The following is a 20,902-nucleotide window of genomic DNA, read 5'->3' as shown; positions in this document are numbered from 1 at the left end:
ATGCCAATCAGGCGAACGTGAACCAGGGTGATGGCGATGCCAATCAGGCGAACGTCAACCAGGGCGGCGGCAAGGTCAACCAGGCGAACGTCAACCAGGGCAAGGGCAAGGTCAACCAGGCGAACGTGAACCAGGGCGGTGGCAAGGTCAACCAGGCCAACGTGAACCAGGGTGGCGGCAAGGCGAACCAGGCGAACGTGAACCAGGGCAAGGGCAAGGTCAACCAGGCCAACGTGAACCAGGGTGGCGGCAAGGCCAACCAGGCCAACGTCAACCAGTAGCAGTCGAGGCGACGCGGGCCGGATGCGTGCCCATGTCGACCTGGCGACCACATGACGGAACCCGCCACGAGACCGTGGCGGGTTCCGTCATGTCGTGCACAGATCCCGCAGAACATCCGCCCAGTTGCGCGGCGCCCGGTGGTCACCCTGGCCGCCCGCCCGCCCGCCCGCCCGCCCGCCCGCCCGCCCGCCCGCCCGCCCGGCCGGCCCGCACCCGCTGGCCGCGGCACGGGGTCGGCTGCCGCGGGAAACGGTGCCGTGCGAGTAGGCGAGTGGCGCTGTAATGCGCGGCGTTTCGTGGGCGATTTTCGGTCGTAGCAGCTTGCTCACTCAAAACGATCACATCGCGCCCTTATGATCACATCATGGGACCTCTGGAGCCTGATCTCATCGAACTCATACTGGGCCTGCTCTGCTTCCTGTTGGTCTTCGTCATCCTGGCAAAGATCTTGCTGCCTCGGATCGGGAAGACCCTCGCGGAACGAGAGGTCCTCACTGAGGGCAGGCTGGAACTGGCTGAGGAAGTCCGGCTGGAGGCGGAGCGCGTTCGTGCCGAGTACCAGGCCGAGTTGAGCGCGGCCCGTCACAAGGCCTTGGGGATCCGGCAATCCGCCCGCGAGGAGGGTGCGGCCCTGCTCGCTGGCGTACGTGCAGAGGCGCAGAAGGTGCGCGAGGAACTGGTCGCTGCTTCCGCTGCGCAGCTCGAAGCGGAACGAGTCATTGCCGAGGCCGAGCTTCGCGAAGGTGTCCTTGCGTTGGCCACTGAGCTTGCCGGTCGTATCGTCGGCGAGCCGCTCACGGACGTCGAGCGCAACCGTGTCATTGCTGACGCGTTCTTTGCCGACGTCGACGCAGGGGCCGACACGGCGAAATGAGTTCAGGGTAGATCCTGCCCCGGGAAATCACCGGGCAGGCTGAGGGCCCCTTCCCTCGACCCGCTCGGTGTCCGGGGTCGTCATCGGATCCGACCGGGGCACCTCTCAATGCTGCTCGCCCGGAATCGGAATCGGCACGACCGTCCCGCACGCGCAACGGCGGCGCCGGCTCCCCGGCGGGAGCGCAGCCGTCAAACCCCGCCATGGCGTCGGTCCCCTTCCCTCCGGCCACCTCGCGGGCCGGGCCGCTGGCCGCCGTTCGCTCCGTAGGGTTCGCCCTACGCTCCTCACGGTCACGGACCGGCGGCTTCCCCCGGCAGGGCCGCACTCTCCGCCCCCGCATCGCCCCCGCGCGGCGCAGCGGACGAGGCCCAGCGGGCCGGCTCGGCCATTCCGGAGCACCTCTGCCTGCCGTAGTGGGCCGTCCTGGTCGTGCAGCCTCGAAGGTGACAGACCGCTGACGGAGGTGTGTTCCTGCTGGCCAGGAGGCTGGTAGGCACTGTCTTGAAGGTGAGAGAGCGGGCGGCGGCCGGCTGTCCAGGGGCATCGCCGGTCGGCATGTGGCCCCGAAAGCCCCAGGGTCGGACGCGGTCGGCCTCGCGCCCCCATGGGGAATACCTCGGGTGCATCTGCAGTTCCCGGGTATAGTTGAATTATAAACAACCTTGGGAAGGGGAGTCATGCAGTTCGGAATCTTCACCGTCGGTGACGTCACGACCGATCCGACGACCGGACGCGTGCCCGGCGAGCACGAGCGGATCAAGGCGATGCTGGCGATCGCGCAGAAGGCCGAGGAGGTCGGCCTCGACGTCTTCGCGACCGGTGAGCACCACAATCCGCCGTTCGTCCCCTCCTCGCCGACGACGATGCTCGGCTACATCGCCGCGCGCACGGAGAACCTGATCCTGTCCACGTCGACGACGCTGATCACCACGAACGACCCGGTGAAGATCGCCGAAGACTTCGCGATGCTCCAGCACGTCGCGGACGGCCGCGTCGACCTGATGATGGGCCGCGGCAACACCGGACCGGTCTACCCCTGGTTCGGCAAGGACATCCGCGACGGCATCGACCTCGCCATCGAGAACTACGCGCTGCTGCGCCGGCTGTGGGACGAGGACGTCGTCACCTGGAAGGGCAAGTTCCGTACGCCGCTGCAGTCCTTCACCTCGACCCCGCGCCCCCTGGACGGCGTCGCGCCCTTCGTCTGGCACGGCTCCATCCGTTCGCCGGAGATCGCAGAGCAGGCCGCGTACTACGGCGACGGCTTCTTCCACAACAACATCTTCTGGCCGGCCTCCCACACCAAGCAGATGGTGAATCTGTACCGGCAGCGCTACGCCCACTACGGGCACGGCACCCCCGAGCAGGCCATCGTCGGGCTCGGCGGTCAGGTGTTCATGCGCAGGAACTCGCAGGACGCGGTGCGCGAGTTCCGTCCGTACTTCGACAACGCGCCGGTGTACGGCCACGGCCCGTCCCTGGAGGAGTTCACCTCGCAGACCCCGCTGACCGTCGGCTCGCCGCAGCAGGTCATCGAGCGGACCCTGTCCTTCCGGGACTACGCCGGCGACTACCAGCGGCAGCTGTTCCTGATGGACCACGCGGGCCTGCCCCTGAAGACCGTCCTGGAGCAGCTCGACCTCCTCGGCGAAGAGGTCGTGCCGGTGCTGCGCAAGGAGTTCGCGAGCCTGCGCCCGGCCGGCGTTCCGGACGCGCCGACGCACTCGGCCCGCGTGGCGGCCGCCCAGGAGACCCCGGCCCAGGAGACCCCGAAGGAGAAGACGCAGGTATGAAGCTCATCGTCGTATCGGCGGGACTGGGCTCGCCCTCCTCGACCCGCCTGCTCGCCGACCGCCTCGCGGCCGCGACGCTGGGCCACGTCGACGCCGCGCCCGAAGTGATCGAACTGAGGGACCTGGCGACGGAGATCGCCCAGCACTTCGTCACCGGGTTCCCGCCCGCCCGACTGGCCGCCGCGCTCGACGCGGTGGCGGCCGCGGACGGCCTGATCGCCGTGACGCCGGTCTTCGCAGCGTCGTACAGCGGCCTGTTCAAGTCCTTCTTCGACGTCCTCGACAAGGACGCCCTCACCGGGAAACCGGTGCTCCTCGGCGCGACCGGCGGTACGGCCCGGCACTCCCTGGCCACCGAGCACGCGCTGCGCCCCTTGTTCGCCTACCTGCGCGCGCTCGTCCTGCCGACCGCCGTGTACGCGGCCTCTGAGGACTGGGGCGAGGAGGGGCTGGCACAACGGATCGCCCGTGCCGGCGCGGAGCTGGCGCGCTTCATGGCGCCCGCCGCTCTGGACGGCGCCCCGGACGTCGGCACCGCCGCCGCGATCGCACCCCGTTCGCTGACGGGGGCGATCACGTCGGTGGACCCGGCGGACGGCTTCGAGGTGGTGCCCTTCGAGCAGCGGCTGGCGGCCCTACGGGCTCCGTAGCCGCAGTGCGCTCGGCTCCCGCGCCCGCGCTCCCGTCCCGGACGGGGCGCTGCGCGGGAAGCCGGTGGCCGGCCGCCGCGAGCGGATCCGGGCCGGTGACGGTGAGTCCGTGGCACCCCGACCTGCGCGCCGCCCGGCACATCACCACCCACGTCGACCAGATCGCTGCGGACTCCCGTCGGCCACCACAGTTGGACACAGCGCAGACCCTCCGCCCATGGATCGATGCGTTGGTGACGGCCGACCGCGCCCACGGGCAACGCCTCGCCGAGAACGCACCACCCTCGGACCGGCGGGCTGCTCCCCGGCCCGAACCAGTCAAGAACCCAACTTCGCGTGCACTACGAGGAGTTGGAGACCACTTCACCTTCACGGACGCGCCCGTCATCCTGGACCACTTCGGGGTGCCCGCAGCCTGCTGCCGGCGGATCGGGCGTTGACCCTCACCCGTGCCCGTGCGGCGGCCTTCTTCGACCAACCCGGAAGTGGCCTTCCACAATCCCTGACCACCCTGGGAAGAGGGAGGCGTCACCAGCCGCTGCTCGACGACCGTCCGCGGCCGCCCACCGCGGCCTGCGACGTCGACTTCGTCGCGGGCCGCGGTCGCGGCGGCTCCACGGGCCGCTTCTGAGGGGGAGGCGTCTTCGGCGGGTAGGTCGGCGGCAGCTTGGGCCCCCTCGGCCGGGGACTGGTCAATGGGTGCTCCTCGCAGCGGCATCCGGCGGTGCCCCTCATCCTGGCAGCCTCAGGCCGCTGTCGGGCGCGAACGAGCCGGTTCGATCGGCGGCCGACGGGCCCGACGCACGGTGTGGGCCCCGGCAGCCGTCGTCGTCCGGCACCGCGACGGGCCTGGTTCAACGCTCGCGTGCAACCGGGGACCGGTCGGTGAAGGAGGTGCGGTAGGCGCGCGGGCTGGTTGCCAGGCGGGATGCGAAGTGCTGGCGCATGGTGACCTCGCTACCGAAACCCGATTGCCGGGCGACTTCCGGCATGGGCAGGTCGGTGCGTTCGAGGAGTTTCTGGGCTGCCGCGATGCGGTGGTCCACGAGCCAGCGCAGCGGGGTGGTTCCGGTGGCCGCCGTGAAGTTCCGGGCGAAGGAGCGCGGTGACATCCCGGCGCGGGCGGCGAGCGCGGAAACGGTGAGCGGCTCGTGGAGGTGTGCCAGGGCGAAGGCGCGTACGTCGGCCAGCGCGTCCGCGTCGCGGTTGGCGCGCGGGGTGGGGTGTTCGATGAATTGGGCCTGGCTGCCGGTCCGGAACGGCGCAGTGACCATGGAGCGGGCGATGGCCGCGGCCGCCTCCGCGCCGTGCGCGGCGCGCACCAGGTGCAGACACAGGTCGATGCCGGCCGCGGTTCCGGCGGAGGTCCACAGACCGTCGTCCTCGACGAACAGGGCGTCCGGCTCGACGCGGACCCGCGGGTGCCGGGCCCGCAGCAGATCGGTCAGGGCCCAGTGGGTGAGCGCGCGGCGGCCGTCGAGGAGCCCGGCCTGGGCGAGGGTGAACGCGCCGCCGCACAGTGCGGCGATGGTGGTGCCGCGGGCGTGGGCGCGGCGCAGCGCCGCGAGGACCGGTTCGGGGGCGGGGGTGACGTGGTCGTCCAGGCCCGGGACCAGGACCAACTCGGCGCGGGGTAGCCAGGCGAGCGTGCGGTCCGGTGTGAGTGCGATCCCACCGCGCATCGGTACCGGTTCGGGGCCCGCGGCCACCCGACGCAGCTCGAACGCGGGCACGCCGCGGTCGGTGCGGTCCGCGCCCCACACCTCCGTGATCACCGAGACGTCGAAGGCCCGGATGCCGGGGAAGGCGAGCAGGGCTATGCGGTGAGCCGGTGTTGCGGGTCGGACCATTCCGGCAGTCTAGTCGTCCTGGCAGTAATCCATCGATCGCCGTCTTTTCGCGTGCTGTGACCGGGCCCGACGGGCGGGGCAGGATCAAAGGCATGGAGATCACGGAGAACGCGGCGCTGGTCGTCGTGGACGTACAGAAGGGCTTCGACGAGTCGGAGTTCTGGGGACCGCGCAACAACCCGGCCGCCGACGCGAACATCGCCTCGCTCATCGCGGCCTGGCAGGACACGGACCGACCGGTCGTTTTCGTACGACACGACTCGACCGCGCCCGGCTCGCCGCTGCGGACCGGGTGCGGGGGGAACGACTTCAAGGAGTACGTCGAGGACAGGCGCGGCAAGGGCCGCGGGCCGGAACTGCTCGTCACCAAGTCCGTGAACTCGGCGTTCTACGGAACCCCCGACCTCGACGAATGGTTCAAGGCGGCGGGTATCACCCAGGTCGTGCTGATCGGCATCCAGACCAACATGTGCGTGGAGACCACCGCCCGCATGGGCGGCAACCTCGGCTACGACGTGCTGGTCGCCCTCGACGCCACCCACACCTTCGACCTGACCGGCCCGAACGGCTGGCGCCTGACGGCCGACGAACTGACCCGCTCCACTGCCGTCTCCCTGCACGGCGGCGGCTTCGCCCGGGTGGTGACGACCGGCGAAGTGATGGCCGCCCTCCGCCCCTGACACCCCGGTCGCGGGTCCGCCGTGCGACATCCGGCCGGCAGTCCACCTCCCGCCGGCCGGATCGTCAGCCGCCCTCGCGCTCCCTCCCCCCTTTCCTCCTCGCCTCCTCGATCCGCTCGCCCCGTCGCGCCGTGACGCGCGGCCACGCAGCGTATGCGGCAGCGGCCCTAGCGAGCCCGCCTTCCGAGTCGCCCGAACGGTCCCGGGCGCGACAGCATGGAGGGAGGTGGGTGGGCGCAACGTCCGCTGAGGAGGCGATACGGACAGTGACCAGGCATCGCTTTGCGTTCTGCGGGGCCGAGCTCGCCGCCGTCTACGTGGTCGCCGAGCAGGACAAGGAGCTCCATCTGGCCGAGCTGACGGGAAACCGCAGCGTCCTGTACGGACTGCCCGCGATCCTCGCCGTCGCCGGCCATTCGCCCGCCGCCAATGCCTTCCGCTCCGGCCGCCCGCTGTGGCTGACTCCCAAGGAACTCGCCACCTTCATCGAGGACGAGCCCCACCACTTCCCCACCCGGATCCGGGACGGTGACCCCCAGTCGCCTGCCAGGATCTCGCTGGGCGCGCTACCCCTGGGACACGGCGATCAGGAGCTCGGGTGCCTGATCGTGGCCGGCGACGTCGGGGACGGCTTCAGCGCTGACGACCGCAGCCTCCTGGAGCTCTACGCAGATCAGGTGGCTGCCGGGCTCGAAGCGGTCGCCGCTCGGCTGACCGGGCGCAGAACCCCGCAGGCACACCTGGGGCAGTCCCTGGTGCCCCACCAAGGGGGCGCCTTCATCCTGGAACTGAGCACCGGCCGCATGGAGGCCCACGCGAACGTGTTGGAACTGCTCGGACTGCCTCCCGAGCAGTTCGACGGGCAGGTGGAGACCTTGCTCGCCTGCGCCGTCCCCGACGACATGCCCGCGCTGATGGCGATCGTGGAGCCGGACCGGCTGGCCGCCGCCGGACAGCAGTTGGCTTTCCGCATCCGCCGTCCGAACGGCGAACTGCGCTGGCTGGGAATGCGTTGCCGGGTGGAGGTGCGATCCGACGGCATACCGCAACGCGTCCTGGGCGTGGTGGCCGATGCCACCTACCTGCGCCCCAGCGCCGACGAGGTCTCCCTCGTGCAGCGGCTGTCGGCCACGCTGGCGGGAGCGGCGACCATCCGGGAGGTCAGCCGACTGGTCGTCGCCGCCCTGCGCGAGCCGCTCGGCGCCTCCCGGGTCGCGGTCGGTGAACTGGAGCCCGAGCGGCTCATCGTCACCGCCCTCGACCCTCCTGAGCCCGATGCCTGGCCCGAGGTCTGGCGCTCGGAATGGCGGTCAGAGTGGCCCGACGTGTCGCTCGGTGAGCTGTCCTCGCTGCAGGGCGCGCTGCGCGGGGGGCACATGAGCCTGTGGCCGCCGGGCGCGGCTCTCGAGCCCGGCCTCTCCGGTGTCGGGCCCGGTGGTCTCGCGGTGCTGCCGCTGCCTGCCGAAGGCAGGATGGTGGGAGTGTGTCTGGTGGGGTGGGACGCGGAGCACCGGTTCGGACCGGAGGAACGCTCGCTGCTGACCGTGATCGCAGGGTTGGCGGGGCAGGCCCTGGTACGCGCCCACGCGCTGGACGCCGGCCATGAACTCGCCACCATGCTCCAGCGCAGTCTGCTGCCCCGCAAGCTCCCGGAGCTGCCGGGCGGGGTCGCCGTCGCCCGTTACCTGCCCGCGACGGCGGGACTGGAGGTCGGCGGCGACTGGTACGACGTCATTCCGCTCGGTGACGGCCATGTGGCGTTCGTCATCGGGGACGTACAGGGGCACAGCGCGGCAGCCGCCACCATCATGGGCCAGATGCGTACGGCGGTCAGGGCCTACGCGGTGGAGGGCCACCCGCCGGACGTGGTGGTCGCGCGGGCAAACCGTCTGCTCGTGGGCATGGAGACCGATCTCTTCGCCACCTGTGCGTACGTGGACCTCGACATGGAGGAGGGCATTGCCCGGGCCGTACGGGCCGGCCATCTGCCGCCGATACTGCGCCATCCGGACGGGGTCACCGAGGAGATGGCGGTCGAGGGCGGACCTCCACTGGGCGTGCTCCCGGATGCCGAATTCCCCATGACCGAGACGGGGCTGGCCCCCGGCACCCTGCTCGTCCTGCTGACGGACGGCCTGGTCGAGTCCGCCAGGCTGCCCCTGGAGGAGGGCATGCGGAGAGTGTGTGACGTGCTCGCCACAGCAGATCCGGTGGGCGCCGGAGGGCTGGCCGACGAGCTGGTCCTCGGTGTGGGCCGTCGCGATGACGATGTGGCGTTGCTGTTGCTGCGCTACGACGGCACGAAGGGCCGGCCGATGCGGAGCCACTGGACGGTGTGGCGACTGCCCAAGGCGGTCATGCACGCACGCCGCTTCACCACGCGCACCCTGCGGTCCTGGGGCGTGGCGGAGGAACTCGACTCCGTTCTGCTGGTCGTGTCCGAGCTGGTCACCAACGCCATCGCCCACACCCAGGGCGAGGTGGGGATGGATCTGACCCTGTCGGCGGACCGGCTGCGGATCGCCGTGAACGACGCGTCCCCGCGCAGCCCCGTCAAACCGGTGTCGGTGAGCTGGGAAGCGACCGGCGGACGCGGGCTGCTCATCGTCGAGGCGACGGCGATGGCCTGGGGCTCGGTGCCGCTCAGCGGCGGCAAGCAGGTGTGGGCCGAGATCCCCCTGCGCCGCGCGAGCGGCTGACGCACGGGGTGGGGCCTGCTGCGCGCCGATCGGGCCGGAGATGAGGTGGGGGTCGCGTTCCAGTAGCGCCCGCACTGCACGGCGCAGGCGCTCGTAACCCGTCCGTGTGCGGGCGGACACAGGGGGTAGACGCGCGGCATGACCGTGGAGAAGACACCCGTGATCGCCCTCGACTGCGCCGACCCGAAGGCCCTGGCGCAGTTCTACGCCGACCTGCTGGGCGGAGAGGTCCGGCCGGGCCGCACATCGGACGACGTGGACGTGGTGGGCGCGGCCGGAGTCAGGATCGCGTGCCGCCGTGACGCCGGTTTCGCGCCGCCGAGTTGGCCCCGGCCGGAGGACTCACAGCAGGCGCACCTGTGGATAGAAGTGGCCGCCCTCGACCTCGACGAGGCCGAACGGGAGGCCGTTTCGCTGGGCGCCCTCCCGCTCGCCACCAGCACCGACCCGGGCATCCGTACCAAGCACAGTGGCGGCTCCCTCCGCCTCCTCAGCGATCCCGCCGGTCACACCTTCGTCCTGACCCCTGCGGATCCTGCGGCGGACCCGGCCCGGGAGGTCGGGTAAAGGGGTCGACGCCGGACCCGGCCCTCGAATCCGAATCGGTACGTCGGTTCAGTGGCAGTACGGATGCCCCGGGCGCCCTGCGGGGGCGACCGTGGCGACCATGACACGAGCACACCTCGCCGCCGCTGCCGTCGTGGCCGCCGTCCTGGCTGTGGCCGGCTGCCAGATCAAGGTCGAGGGCGACCCCGTCCCGGTAAGCCCCGATCCCAAGCCGGCCGGCCCGCAGAACCCGGGGCCGAAGGATCCCGGCCCCAAGGGTCCGGGTCCGGGGAGTCCAAGTCCCAAGAGTCCCGTGATCAAGCCGACGCCCCCGCCGAAGCCGTGGCACCCGCAAGGGAAGGCCGTGCTCACCGGCTGCGGGAGTTTCGCCAGGTTCGAGAACTGCACCTTCCAGGGCATCAACTTCAAACCGGGGGAGAAGATCCAGATGGCCTTCGACGGGGACCCGATTTTCAACCCCTTCCTCCGGGCCGACGACACCGGCCGGTTCACGTACACCCGCGGCCACAACCCGAGCCCGGGCTTCCACACGTACACCGCTCGTGGCCTGGAATCCGGGGTGGAGGCGAGCACCACGGTCCGCGTGACGCCGGCGAAGTTCTGAGTGGGGGAAAGACGGCGGGGGCGGGCCCGGACAAGGGGCTCGCCCCCTGCTCGTGTGCCGCGGCACCGGCTCCGGTCGGGCGGAATCGTTCGACGATTTCTTAGCACCAAAGGGCAAGTATTCACTCCTCCGCCGTACGAGCGACTACAAAGAACTGGACCGAACCAGGCCCGGCGACACGGATGAGGCGAACTGTCGCCGATCGGGTCATGTCGAAGGCGGTGGTTGTCGTAGTGCGCCAGTGCAACAGGATCGAACCGGCTGCGATGGAGCGTCCTTTGGGGAGTACGAGTTCTCAGCTCCTCCACCTGACGGATGCCGTCGTACTGAACCCCGTGTCGTTTTCCGTGGAGGACGCCTCGGTGGAGGAATACCGGCTCCTCGTTTCTGCCATCCGGTCGAGAGCCGCGGAGGCGCCGGGGTTTCCCCGGAAAGTGGGGCGCGGAGAGGGAAGGGTGCGTTACCTTCCCGTCAACATCCAGCTGAGGGGCTTGTCCATCGAGCTCTACGTCGAGTTCTTCTCGCAGGCCTCGGGCATTCGCATCGTCGGATTCCGGAACACCTTCGAGAACGGGCAGGCCCCGCCGGAAGTGCACTTCCGTCACGTGCGGGACTCGGTCGTGCCCCCTGGAATCCGCCGAACGGCAGCCCTGCCGTTCGGCGGGGGATGCTCTGCCCTGGAGGCGGCGGCCGGTGCCCGGCGAACCGCCCTTCCCCTGGGGCGTCGCCCCATGATCAATTCGGTCGTCTGGTTGCATCGGAACAGCGACCCGAAGTGCACCGCGCGGGGGATCCTCGTGCTTTCGGAGATGCTCTGCGTGGCTGCCCGTTTCCCGATGCTGGCGGACGAGGTGTCACGCATCTGGATGACCGGTGAACCGCCTTCGACCGCGATTCGAGAAGTCGCGTAACCAGCGGGCGACCCGATTTCCTTCCGAAGCGTATTCATTGCCCGGGGCGCAGGTGGTCGGCCGTCCGGCAAATCATCGCAACAGGCCCCGATCCCGTGGTGTTGCCGCCTCGAAGGAGCAGCCGGAACACCTTGGGGAGATTATTCCGCCCCCGGTACGATCTGCGGTTCCCCCTCGGGAATCCATGGAACAGGAGTGAACGTGATAGTCAAGCGCGCTGGCCGCCGTCTCGTGGTCCTAGCCACCGTGCCCGCCGCCGCTTTCTTGGCGCTGGGCCTTCCAGGCCAGGCCCTCGCCGAGGGTGGGAAGGCGTACCAGATCGACCTGGCACAGCTGAACAACTCCGGTTCCCGAGGCACCGTCATGCTCAATCTCAAGGGCAACCAGCTGACCGTGCGCATAGAGTCCACGGGCATGGTGCCCGGACAGCCGTCGGCCCAGCATCTGCACGGCTCGACCAAGGGCCACGACTTCCACTGCCCGGATGCCAGCGACGACACCAACCGTGACGGGATCCTCAACAACACCGAGGCCACCGTCGACTACGGCGACATCAACATCTCGCTCACCACGTCCGGGGACACCAAGCCGACCAGCGGTCTCGCCGTGGAGCGCATGCCCGTCGCCGACAAGAAGGGCAAGGTCGTCTACGAGCGGACGATCACCGTCGGCCAGGACGTGGTCGACCACATCAAGGACCTGCACGTCGTCCAGCACGGCATCGACCGCAACAAGAACGGCAAGTACGACTTCGAGGGCGCCGGCAAGAGCGAGCTCGACCCGAAGCTGCCCCAAGAGGCCACGGCGCCGACCAACTGCGGAGAGGTCAAGGGCGCGGCCGTGGGGTCCATTCCGGTCGGCGGCATCGAAACCGGCGGCGGTTCTCCGCAGAGCCCGGCGCTGGCGATCGCCACGGTGGCCGGGGCAGCAGCCGTCCTGTACGCGGCAACGGCGGGCGGGATCGCCGTCGGGCGGAAGCGGGCCGCTGGAGGCCCCGGCCGTACGCAGACACCGGGGGACGCCGCGTGAAGACCACCCACGTCTGCGCACCTGCGGTGTCCGCCGCGCGGCTCCGCCGCCGGACAACGGGCCCCCTCGCGGCCGCCGCCCTGGCCATGATGCTCCTCGCGGGGTGCGCCGGCCAGGACGAGGGGGCGCCCCCCGCCCCTCGGGGGCAAGCCCCGCAGAGCGGGACACCGGCCGACGGCGGCGCCCCGAACGCTCCTCAGGGGGAGTCGTCCACCGGCGGCCACGACACGTCGTCCGGAGGCGGGGCGCAGAGCGGTACGGGCCGGGCCGAGCCCGCCCTCGCCCGGTCGGAGCCCCAGAAGATCACGATTCCGTCCCTCGGTGTTTCCAGTTCCCTGGAGACGCTGCGGCTGAACCCCGAGGGAGCGATGGAGACCCCGAAGGACCCCGGGCTGGCAGGCTGGTACGAGCCGGGGCCGACCCCCGGCTCCCAAGGGCCGGCGGTGATCGCAGGCCATGTCACGTGGAACGGCGCGCCGGCCGTGTTCGAGAAACTGAAGACGATGAAGGCCGGTGACACCATCAAGGTGACCCGGCGGGACAACAAGACGGTCACGTTCACGGTGAACCGGGTCGCCGAGTACCCCAAGGCCAAGTTCCCCACGCTGGAGGTCTACAAGAACCTCGACCACGCGGGCCTCCGACTGGTCACCTGTGGCGGCGACTTCGACCCGAAGAAGAACTACTACGACAGCAACGTCGTCGTGTTCGCCAGCATGACGGGGACCACGTAACCAAGACGGAGGGGCCGGCGCCGTTCGCATGCCATTGCGGTCGGACGGCACCGGCCCCAATCCGGGGCCGGGCGTTCTACTGGCGCCTGCGCCCCGGTGCGGAGTTGAGCTTGGAGCTGAGCACCGTCAGGAAGGTCGGGAGCTTGTCCACCGCCGATTTGGGGACCGGGGTGACTTGGACCGTGTCCCGCACCACGTCCTGCACGACGAGCGTGTAGGTGCCGTCTTCCTCGACGAGTTCGGCCGCGTAGAGCAGTGTTTCCACCAGGGGTCCTTCGGTTGTCGGTCGTGACGCGGGACGGTCAGGCGCTGTTGAGCCAGGCGTTCCACGCCTTGGTGGCCTGCTGTTCGTCCGCGTCCTCGGCGAACAGGTGGTGGCCGAGCCAGATCGGTCCGTTCCAGGAGCTGCCGTTGAACAGGCGGTACAGCGCGTCCGGGCCGCGCAGGCCGACGAAGTCGGCGCTCAGCCAGTCCACGACCACCACCTCCCGGCCGCCGTCCGCACCCGGGAGGGCGAGTGACAGCCGGTCGCCGACCGCCGCGTCGTCAGGGAGGCCGAGGCGCCGGCGCAGATCGGCGAAGTCGGTGGGGTCGCTGGTGTGCTCGTCGCGGCCGGCCTTGACGTAGACGGCCGGGCGGCCCGCGAAGTGCTCCAGGTACTCGGCGAGGCCGTGCTGGTAGAAGTCGACGTGCTTCTCCGCCATGTACGCCTTGGTGTCCCAGTAGTCGTCGACGACTCCCGTGTGCACCCAGTGGATCCCCATGCGCAGGTGGCTCGTTCCCCCGTCGACCGGCTCGATCCGGTAGGTGAGCGTGTTGGAGAACCCGTCGTCCGTGGACACGCGCACGGCGAAGTGGTGCGGCGGCTCCCACGCCACGACGGTGCCGTTGCCCCGGGTGACCTTGCCGCCGACGCGCGGCTCGACCTCCATCGGGTACAGCCAGCCGAGGTTGCCGGCGCCGGTGGCGACCGCCTTCCAGACCTGCTCGGGCGTGGCGGGCAGGTCCTGCTCCCGGCGGACCTCGAACTCTCGGGCCATGGTCAGATCTCCTTCGTCATCGTTCACGTGTCAGTAGCTGACCGGGAGGGCGGTCAGCCGCCGTTGCAGGGGGTTGGGCCGCCATTCGAGGGCCGCCCCGTCGGCCAGCCGCAGGTGCGGCAGCCGGCGGACCAGCGTGCCGACGGCCACCTCCGCCTGGAGCTTGGCCAGCGGACCGCCGAGGCAGAAGTGCGGGCCGTTGCCGAAACTGAGGTGCCGGTTGCCGGGGCGGGACAGGTCGAGCCGGTCGGGGTCCTCGAAGCGCTCGGGATCACGGTTGGTCGCGGCGAGGAACAGGTACACCAGCTCGCCCTCGCGCAGCGTCCGCCCGCCGATCTCGACGTCCTCGGCGACGACCCGGACGATCGCCTGGGTCGGCGTGTCGTAGCGGGCCAGTTCATCGACGGCCGTGCGGATCAGCGCGGGGTCCTCGCGCAGCCGGGTCAGCTGCTCGGGGTGGCGGAGCAGGGCCAGCACGCTGTTGCCGATGAGGTGGGTGGTGGTCTCGTCGCCCGCGGTGATCAGGACGAAGCAGGTGGACAGCAGTTCGGAGTCGGTGAGCCGGTCGTCCTGGGCCTGCACCGTGACCAGGGCGCTGATCAGGTCGTCGCCGGGGTCGGTCCGGCGCCGGCGGACGAGCCGGGCGAGGTACTCCTCGTACTGCTCGATCGCCACCTCGGACTTGTCGATGTCCTCGGTCAGCCGGCCGAGGCGGCGGAACCAGGCCTTGACCTGCGGGCGGTCCTCGGGCGGGATGCCGAAGAGCTCGCAGATGACGGCCAGCGGCAGCGGTGAGGCGACCGCCTCGATCAGGTCCGTGGTCGACCCGGCGGCGACGGCCTCGTCGACGAGCCGGTCGACGGTCCGCTGGACGCGGTCGCGCAGGGCTTCGACCCGCCGGGCGGTGAAGGCGCGGTTCACCAGCTTGCGGAGCCGGGCGTGGCCCGGCGGGTCGGTGTTGGTCATCACCCGGCCGAGCCGGTCGGTGATCCGGCTGAAGGCCTTCAGGTCGCCGCCGAGCGCGCCGTAGGCGCGGGTCATCCGGTCCCGGTCGTTGGACAACCGCAGGTCGCCCAGGGCCACCTCGACGTGGGCGTACCGGGTGAGGTACCAGATGCCCTGGGCGCTGCGGTGGACCGGGCTCTCGCGCCGCATGCGGGCGTAGAACGGGTACGGGTCCCGGCGGGACTCGGGCGTGTGCAGCGCCGCGGCGAGGTCGCCGGGCCGGACGGGGTCCGCGGTGCCGCGGGCCCCGTCCAGGGTGTCGGTGGAGGTCACGTCGGCCGCGCTACCTCTGGCCGTCCATGGCGTCGACGAGGCTCTTGGGCCGCATGTCGGTCCAGGCCTGCTCGACGTACTCCAGGCAGGCGGCGTGGCCGTCGGGGCCGTGGGCGACGGTCCAGCCGGCGGGGACGTCCGCGAACTGCGGCCACAGCGAGTGCTGCGCCTCCTCGTTGACGAGCACGAGGAAGGTACCGTCCTGGTCCTCGAACGGGTTGGTCATGGGAATCAGTCCTCCTGGTTGTGGTGGGGGGTGTCACCGGTGGCCTCGGCGAGCTTGGCGGCCAGGACCGGTCCGATCTGGGCCAGCGAGCCGGCTTGGGTCATCCGGTCGTGCCGGGTGGTGATGTCGTGCGATTCGATCCGGCCCGCGATGTACGGGCGCCAGGTGCCGGGCCCGGCGTCGTCCTTGCCGCGGTCGATGGTGGAGTTGAACAGCAGCAGGTCCCCGTCGAACCTGCCGGGGACGAAGTCGACCGCCAGCTTCGCGTTGTTGATCATGATGTGGACGATGACTTCCAGCTGCCGCTCCGTCAGGCCGGCCAACGCGCTGCCCCGTTCCCGCAGGACCGCGGCGACGTCGCCGTAGGTCAGCGGCCCGTCGCCCAGCTCGTCCGGGTCGCAGTCGAGTACGCCGACGAGCACGTCCCGCTCGGTGGGCACGGGCATCTCCTCGAACTGCACGTCCTTCACCGGGTAGGCGTCGAGGATCGCCAGCAGCGCGGTCCTCTCGCCACGCGCCTGCAGTTCGCAGGCGATGGCGTGGGCGATCAGCCCGCCGGCGGACCAGCCGAGCAGCAGGTACGGGCCCTCGGACTGGATCTTCTGGATCTGGTCGGCGTAGTCGGCCGCCATCTCCTCGAACGACGTCGCCAGGGGTTCGGGCCGGCCGAGGCCGCGGGCCTGGATCGCGTAGACCGGGTAGTCGGGTCGGACGTGGTTCAGGAGCCCGCTGTACGACCAACTGATGCCGCCGCCGGGGTGGATGCAGAACAACGGTGTGCGGTCCCCGGTGGAGCGGAGCGGCAGCACCACGTCCAATGCGTCGTCGGGATCGTTCATGACCAGGCGTTCGGTGAGCCCGGCGACGGTCGGCGCTTCGAACAGCGTGCGCAGGCCCACCTCGACGCCGAGGGTTTCGCGGACGCGGGAGACCAGGCGGGCGGCCAGCAGCGAGTGCCCGCCCAGATCGAAGAAGCTGTCGTCGATGCGCACCTGTTCCCGACCGAGGACCTCGGCGAACAGGTCGCACAGCAACTGTTCCTGCGGCGTCCGGGGGCCGCGCCCGTCGCCCGGCGCACCGTAGTCGGGGGCCGGCAGGGCGGCCCGGTCCAGCTTGCCGTTGCCGGTCAGCGGCAGCACGTCCAGGGTGACGTACGCCGACGGCACCATGTACTCGGGCAGTTCGCGGCGCAGCCGGTCGGACAGCTCGCCCGCCTCGGGCGCACCCCCGGGAGCGGGCACCAGGTAGGCGACGAGCCGCTTGTCGCCGGGCTGCTCCTCGCGGGCGACGACGGCCGCCTGGGCGACGCCCGGGCAACTCGCGAGGACCGCCTCGATCTCGCCGGGCTCGATCCTGAAGCCGCGCAGCTTGACCTGGTGGTCGGCCCGTCCGGCGAACTCCAGGGTGCCGTCGGCCATCCACCACGCCAGGTCGCCCGTACGGTACATCCGGTCCCCGGCCGGCCCGTACGGGTCGGCGGTGAACCGCTCTGCCGTCAGGCCCGGCCGGCCGACGTAGCCCCGGGCCACGCCCACCCCCGCGAGGTACAGCTCGCCGACCACGCCCGGCGGCACCGGCTGTAGCGCGGCGTCGAGTACGTAGGCGCGCATGTTCGCCATCGGCCGGCCGATCGGCACGCTCGCGGCCTGCTCGGAGAGGGTGTGCACCGGGTGGTAGGTGGCCAAGGTCGTGGCCTCGGTCGGCCCGTAACCGTTGACCACCGTGATGCCGGGGCAGGCGGCCAGCACCCGGGCGACGGCGGCCGGGGACACCACGTCACCGCCGGTCCACACCTCGCGGACCCCCGCGAGCAGGCCCGGCCGCTCCTCGGCGACCAGTCGGAACAGGCCGGCCGTCAGCCACAGCCCGGTCACCTGGTGGTCGCTGACCGCCCGGTGCAGCAGGTCGAGGTCGAGCCGACCGGGCGGTGCGACGACGACCCGGCCGCCGCCGAGCAGCGGCACCCAGTGCTCGTACGTCGAGAGGTCGAACGCGGTCGGGGAGTTCAGCAGCACCCGCTCGTGTCCGCCGTCGTGCCAGCAGGGGGTCAGCGCGAGGCCCACTACGTCGCGGTGCGTGACGGCCACGCCCTTCGGTCGCCCGGTCGAACCCGAGGTGTACATCACGTACGCCAACTGCCCCGGGTGGCAGACGACTCCAGGGTCGGACGAGTCGGACTCCGCCCGGACCAGTGCGGTCAGCACGTCCTCGGTGAGCACCAGCGCCGCCCCGACCTCCTGGAGGATCAGGTCGATGCGGGACTGCGGAAACCGCGCGTCGAGGGGCACGTAGGCGCCACCCGCCTTGATGATCGCCAGGAGCGCCACGACCAGGTCCGCCGAGCGGTCCAGCAGCACCGCGACCGGTGTTTCCGGTGCCACGCCCTGGCGGATCAGCGCCCGCGCCAGGCGGTTGGCCCGCAGGTCCAGTTCCCGGTAGGTCAGCTCCGTCCCGCCCGCCACGACCGCCACCGCATCGGGGGTGGCGCGCACCTGACGCGCGAACAGCTCCGGCAGCGCCGCATCGGGCAGCACGGCGGCGGCGTCGTTGAACTCGGACAGCAGCCGGTGGCGTTCCTCACCGGACAAGATGGGGATCCGGCTGATCGGCCCGTCGGGGTCGGCGACCACCGCGCGCAGGAGCCGCGCCCAGCGGGCGAACAACACTTCCACGGTGGCCGCGTCGAACAGGTCGGTGGCGTACTCCACCGCGCCGACCATCCCGTCGGGGCTGCCGTCCGCGCGGTACTGCTCGGCCAGGCTGAACGTCAGGTCGACCCGTGCGGTGCCGGTCGGCGCCTCAAGGTAGCCGGTCACCAGCCCCGGCAGCGTGAACTCGCCCGACGGCGCGTTCTGCAGGGCCAACATGATCTGGAACAGCGGGTGGTGCGACAGTGATCGGGCCGGGTTGACCACCTCGACCAGGTACTCGAACGGTACGTCCTGGTGGGCGTACGCGGACAGCGCCTTCTGCCGCACCCGGCCTACCAGTTCGGAGAAGCCGGGGTCGCCGCTCGTGTCGGTGCGCAGCACCAGCGTGTTGACCATGAACCCGACGAGGTCGTCCAGGGCCTGGTCGGTGCGCCCTGCGATGGGGCTGCCGATCGGGATGTCGGTGCCGGCGCCGAGCCGGGTCAGCAGCGCGGCGAGTCCGGCCTGGAGCACCATGAACGTACTGGCGCCGCGCGCAGTGGCGAGGTCCCGCAGCGCCCGGTGCAGCTCGGCATCCAGCCGGACGTCCAGCCGGCCGCCCCGCTGGGTGGCCACCGCCGGCCGTGGCCGGTCCGCGGGCAGTTCCAGCTGCTGCGGCAGCCCGGCCAGCTCCTCGCTCCAGTAAGCGAGTTGCCGGGCGAACAGGCTCTCCGGGTCGGCGGCGTCGCCCAGCAGATCGCGTTGCCACCGCGTGTAGTCGGCGTACTGCACCGGCAACGGGGACCACTGGGGCTCCCCGCCCCGGCAGCGGGCCGCGTAGGCCGTGGCCAGGTCGCGCGAGAGCGGGCCCATCGACCAGCCGTCGGCCGCGATGTGGTGCACCACGAGCAGCAGCACGTGTCGGTCGGGGGCGAGCGCGAAGAGCTCCGCGCGGACCGGCGGCTCGGCGGCCAGGTCGAAGCCGCGCTGGGCCCCCTCCGCCAGCCGGCCGGGCAGCCGTTCGTCATCGAGCTCGATGACCGGGAGCCCGGGGCGGGCCTCGTCCGTGCTCAACACGAGCTGGTACGGCACGCCGTCCGCCTCGCGCAGGACCGTCCGCAGGCTCTCGTGCCGGGCGATCACGTCGGCGATCGCGGCGTGTAGCGCCGCCCGGTGGAGTTCACCGTCCAGGCGCAGGGCGAGCGGCATGTTGTAGGTGGCGCTCGGACCGTCCATGCGGTGCAGGAACCACAGGCGTTGCTGGGCGAAGGACAGCGGGATCCTCCCCCAGCCTTCGGCCGGGGGTGCCCCCATGGGGCGCGGACGGGCGGTGAGCGCGGGCCGCTCCGTGACCGAGCCGTCGAGGCGGGCCGCCAGGGCGGCCACGGTCGGGTGCTCGAAGAGCGCGCGGACCTCCAGCTCCGCGCCGAACGTCGCACGGACCCGGGAGGCCAGGCGGGTCGCCAGCAGGGAATGACCGCCGAGGTCGAAGAAGCTGTCCTCGACGCCGACCCCGGGCAGCCCGAGCACGTCGGCGAAGAGTTCGGCGAGCAGTTGTTCCTGCGGGGTGCGCGGCGCCCGCCCGGTCGTGGCCGTGCCCAGGTCGGGGGCGGGCAGTGCGCGGCGGTCGAGCTTGCCGCTGGCGGTCAACGGCAATGCGTCCAGGACGACGAAGGCCGACGGCACGAGGTGGTCGGGCAGGCGGTCGCGCAGCCGGTCGCGGAGCTCACCGACGAGGGTGCCCGTGGCGCGGCTTCCGGTCGGGCGGTTGGTGAGCGAGGACAGTGCGGTGCCGGACGGCCGCACCGGTCGGTAGGCCTCGACGCGGGCGTCTCCCGGTACGCCCCCGATGGCGACGTCCAGGGCGTCGGGCGCGCCGGCCGACCAGGTGACGTCCACTCGGCGGCCGAGTTCGTCGCCGAGCGCGTGCAGGTCCTCCGGGTCGGGCACGTCGACGTTGTCCGGGCCGTGGAGCCGGTCCAGCAGTTCGGCGAGCGTGCCGTCCCCGTTCTGCACCGCACGGGCCAGCGCTGCCTCGCGGGCGACGCGCCGGTTCGGCACCCCGACGATGCGCACCGGGACCGGGCCGCGCCGGGTGAGCAGCTCGCGCAGTCCCACGAGGTCGGTGACGTCCCGGCCCCACGTCAGCTCCTGCGGCGCGGCCGGTGCCGTCGGAACGGCCGGCTGCTTGTGCAGCGTGACGTCGTAGCGGTAGCGGGTGAGCTCGTTGTGGTGCCGACCGCGCTTGACCTCCACGGTCACCGCATCGACGGTGCCGCCCTCGCGCAGGACGGCGAAGAAGTCCGGGTCGACCAGCAGTTCCTTCTCCACCAGCAGGGCCTGTTCCACGGCACGGCGCACCGAGGGAAGGTCGGCGCCGGTGTCGGCGCGGTGCAGCTGCACGGCCGTGGCCAGGGGGCGCAGCAGCCTCAGGTTGCGGACGTCGCCTACGAAGAGCGCGCCGCCGGGGGCGAGCAGCCGCATCAGCCGCTCGATCACGTCCGCGAGGTACTCGGCGGACGGGAAGTACTGCACCACCGAGTTCAGCACGATGGTGTCGAACCGGCCGACCGGCAGCCCGTCGGTGTCGTGCGCCGGACGGGTCTGCAACACCACGCGCTCGGCCAGCCGTTCCTCCCGCGCCACTCGGGCAGCCAGCGCATCGATCGCCGTGGCGGAGAAGTCCGTCGCCCAGTAGGCCTCGCACTGCGGTGCGATCTGCGAGAGGAGCAGGCCGGTGCCGACGCCGACCTCCAGCACCTGGCGCGGGCGCAGGGCCAGGATGCGTGCCACGGTGGCGTCCCGCCACTCCCGCATCTGCTCGACGGGGATCGGGCTCCCGTCGTAACTGCTGTTCCAGCCGACGAAGTTGTGGCCGAAGGCGGCTTCCTCAGGAACGATGGGCAGGGCGTCGTAGATGTCCCGCCACTCGTCCACGTGGTCCGCTTCGAAGCCGCTGTCCCGGGCCGACTCCTGGCGCGGGACGACGTAGCCCACGAGCCGGTCGTCCTGCGCGAGGACGACGGCCCGGGCGACGGCGGGGTGTTCGGCC

16 protein-coding genes and 1 pseudogene are annotated in these 20,902 nt (G+C 71.3%); 11 read left to right on the top strand and 6 right to left on the bottom strand.

Translation table 11 applies throughout. The features are described 5' to 3' along the window. From ACFV7Q_RS32610 to ACFV7Q_RS32595, 4 genes and pseudogenes are all read left to right on the top strand, one after another. A pseudogene (locus ACFV7Q_RS32610) lies at positions 1-281 on the top strand (hypothetical protein); the annotation flags it as partial. 365 nt (positions 282-646) lie between these two features. Further along, positions 647-1,156 (top strand): hypothetical protein, encoded by a 510-nt coding sequence (locus ACFV7Q_RS32605; RefSeq protein WP_385434067.1) that lies wholly within the window; start codon positions 647-649, stop codon positions 1,154-1,156. A gap of 680 nt (positions 1,157-1,836) precedes the next feature. Further along, a complete protein-coding gene (locus ACFV7Q_RS32600; RefSeq protein WP_385434065.1) occupies positions 1,837-2,952 on the top strand; it encodes an LLM class flavin-dependent oxidoreductase in 1,116 nt (371 codons plus the stop codon). Continuing rightward, positions 2,949-3,602: a CE1759 family FMN reductase gene (locus ACFV7Q_RS32595; protein ID WP_385434063.1), complete on the top strand. Its 654-nt coding sequence runs from the start codon at positions 2,949-2,951 to the stop codon at positions 3,600-3,602. The genes ACFV7Q_RS32600 and ACFV7Q_RS32595 overlap by 4 nt, the downstream gene beginning before the upstream one ends. Before the next feature lie 854 nt (positions 3,603-4,456). On the opposite strand, the gene ACFV7Q_RS32590 is transcribed toward ACFV7Q_RS32595, so the two are convergent. Beyond that, positions 4,457-5,452, bottom strand: a complete 996-nt coding sequence (locus tag ACFV7Q_RS32590; RefSeq protein ID WP_385434061.1) for a GlxA family transcriptional regulator — start codon at positions 5,450-5,452, stop codon at positions 4,457-4,459. A gap of 92 nt (positions 5,453-5,544) precedes the next feature. Between ACFV7Q_RS32590 and ACFV7Q_RS32585 the strand changes: the two genes are divergently transcribed. From ACFV7Q_RS32585 to ACFV7Q_RS32555, 7 genes are all read left to right on the top strand, one after another. Then, on the top strand, positions 5,545-6,132 hold the full coding sequence (locus tag ACFV7Q_RS32585; protein ID WP_385434059.1) for a cysteine hydrolase family protein: 588 nt from the start codon (positions 5,545-5,547) through the stop codon (positions 6,130-6,132). A gap of 266 nt (positions 6,133-6,398) precedes the next feature. Continuing rightward, on the top strand, positions 6,399-8,831 hold the full coding sequence (locus tag ACFV7Q_RS32580) for a SpoIIE family protein phosphatase (protein WP_385434057.1): 2,433 nt from the start codon (positions 6,399-6,401) through the stop codon (positions 8,829-8,831). Positions 8,832-8,969: 138 nt separating this feature from the next. Further along, on the top strand, positions 8,970-9,398 hold the full coding sequence (locus ACFV7Q_RS32575) for a VOC family protein (RefSeq protein WP_385434055.1): 429 nt from the start codon (positions 8,970-8,972) through the stop codon (positions 9,396-9,398). Positions 9,399-9,498: 100 nt separating this feature from the next. After that, positions 9,499-10,002 (top strand): hypothetical protein, encoded by a 504-nt coding sequence (locus ACFV7Q_RS32570; RefSeq protein ID WP_385434053.1) that lies wholly within the window; start codon positions 9,499-9,501, stop codon positions 10,000-10,002. A 209-nt stretch (positions 10,003-10,211) separates the two neighbouring features. Next, positions 10,212-10,913 carry a ribosome-inactivating family protein gene (locus tag ACFV7Q_RS32565; protein WP_385434051.1) on the top strand — a complete coding sequence of 234 codons (702 nt, stop codon included), beginning with the start codon at positions 10,212-10,214 and terminating at the stop codon, positions 10,911-10,913. Positions 10,914-11,117: 204 nt separating this feature from the next. Then, the gene (locus tag ACFV7Q_RS32560; RefSeq protein WP_385434069.1) at positions 11,118-11,942 is read left to right on the top strand and encodes a hypothetical protein; all 825 of its coding nucleotides are present in this window, start codon (positions 11,118-11,120) and stop codon (positions 11,940-11,942) included. Beyond that, the gene (locus ACFV7Q_RS32555) at positions 11,939-12,676 is read left to right on the top strand and encodes a class F sortase (RefSeq protein WP_385434049.1); all 738 of its coding nucleotides are present in this window, start codon (positions 11,939-11,941) and stop codon (positions 12,674-12,676) included. The genes ACFV7Q_RS32560 and ACFV7Q_RS32555 overlap by 4 nt, the downstream gene beginning before the upstream one ends. 76 nt (positions 12,677-12,752) lie before the next feature. Here the strand turns inward: ACFV7Q_RS32555 and ACFV7Q_RS32550 are convergent, their stop codons facing one another. The 5 genes from ACFV7Q_RS32550 to ACFV7Q_RS32530 all read right to left on the bottom strand — a co-directional run. Next, positions 12,753-12,941 carry a hypothetical protein gene (locus ACFV7Q_RS32550; protein ID WP_385434047.1) on the bottom strand — a complete coding sequence of 63 codons (189 nt, stop codon included), beginning with the start codon at positions 12,939-12,941 and terminating at the stop codon, positions 12,753-12,755. A gap of 37 nt (positions 12,942-12,978) precedes the next feature. Continuing rightward, positions 12,979-13,716 carry an SRPBCC domain-containing protein gene (locus ACFV7Q_RS32545; RefSeq protein WP_385434045.1) on the bottom strand — a complete coding sequence of 246 codons (738 nt, stop codon included), beginning with the start codon at positions 13,714-13,716 and terminating at the stop codon, positions 12,979-12,981. A 30-nt stretch (positions 13,717-13,746) separates the two neighbouring features. Further along, positions 13,747-14,994 carry a cytochrome P450 gene (locus tag ACFV7Q_RS32540; RefSeq protein WP_385434043.1) on the bottom strand — a complete coding sequence of 416 codons (1,248 nt, stop codon included), beginning with the start codon at positions 14,992-14,994 and terminating at the stop codon, positions 13,747-13,749. A gap of 10 nt (positions 14,995-15,004) precedes the next feature. Then, positions 15,005-15,220 carry an MbtH family protein gene (locus ACFV7Q_RS32535; protein WP_385434041.1) on the bottom strand — a complete coding sequence of 72 codons (216 nt, stop codon included), beginning with the start codon at positions 15,218-15,220 and terminating at the stop codon, positions 15,005-15,007. A gap of 5 nt (positions 15,221-15,225) precedes the next feature. Then, positions 15,226-20,902 (bottom strand): amino acid adenylation domain-containing protein (locus tag ACFV7Q_RS32530; protein WP_385434039.1); only part of this gene is annotated, 5,677 nt, incomplete at its 5' end.

Origin of the sequence: Streptomyces sp. NPDC059851, assembly GCF_042732005.1 — a bacterium.
Classification (GTDB): Bacteria; Actinomycetota; Actinomycetes; order Streptomycetales; family Streptomycetaceae; genus Streptomyces.
This window is presented reverse-complemented; position numbering and strand designations above follow the sequence as displayed.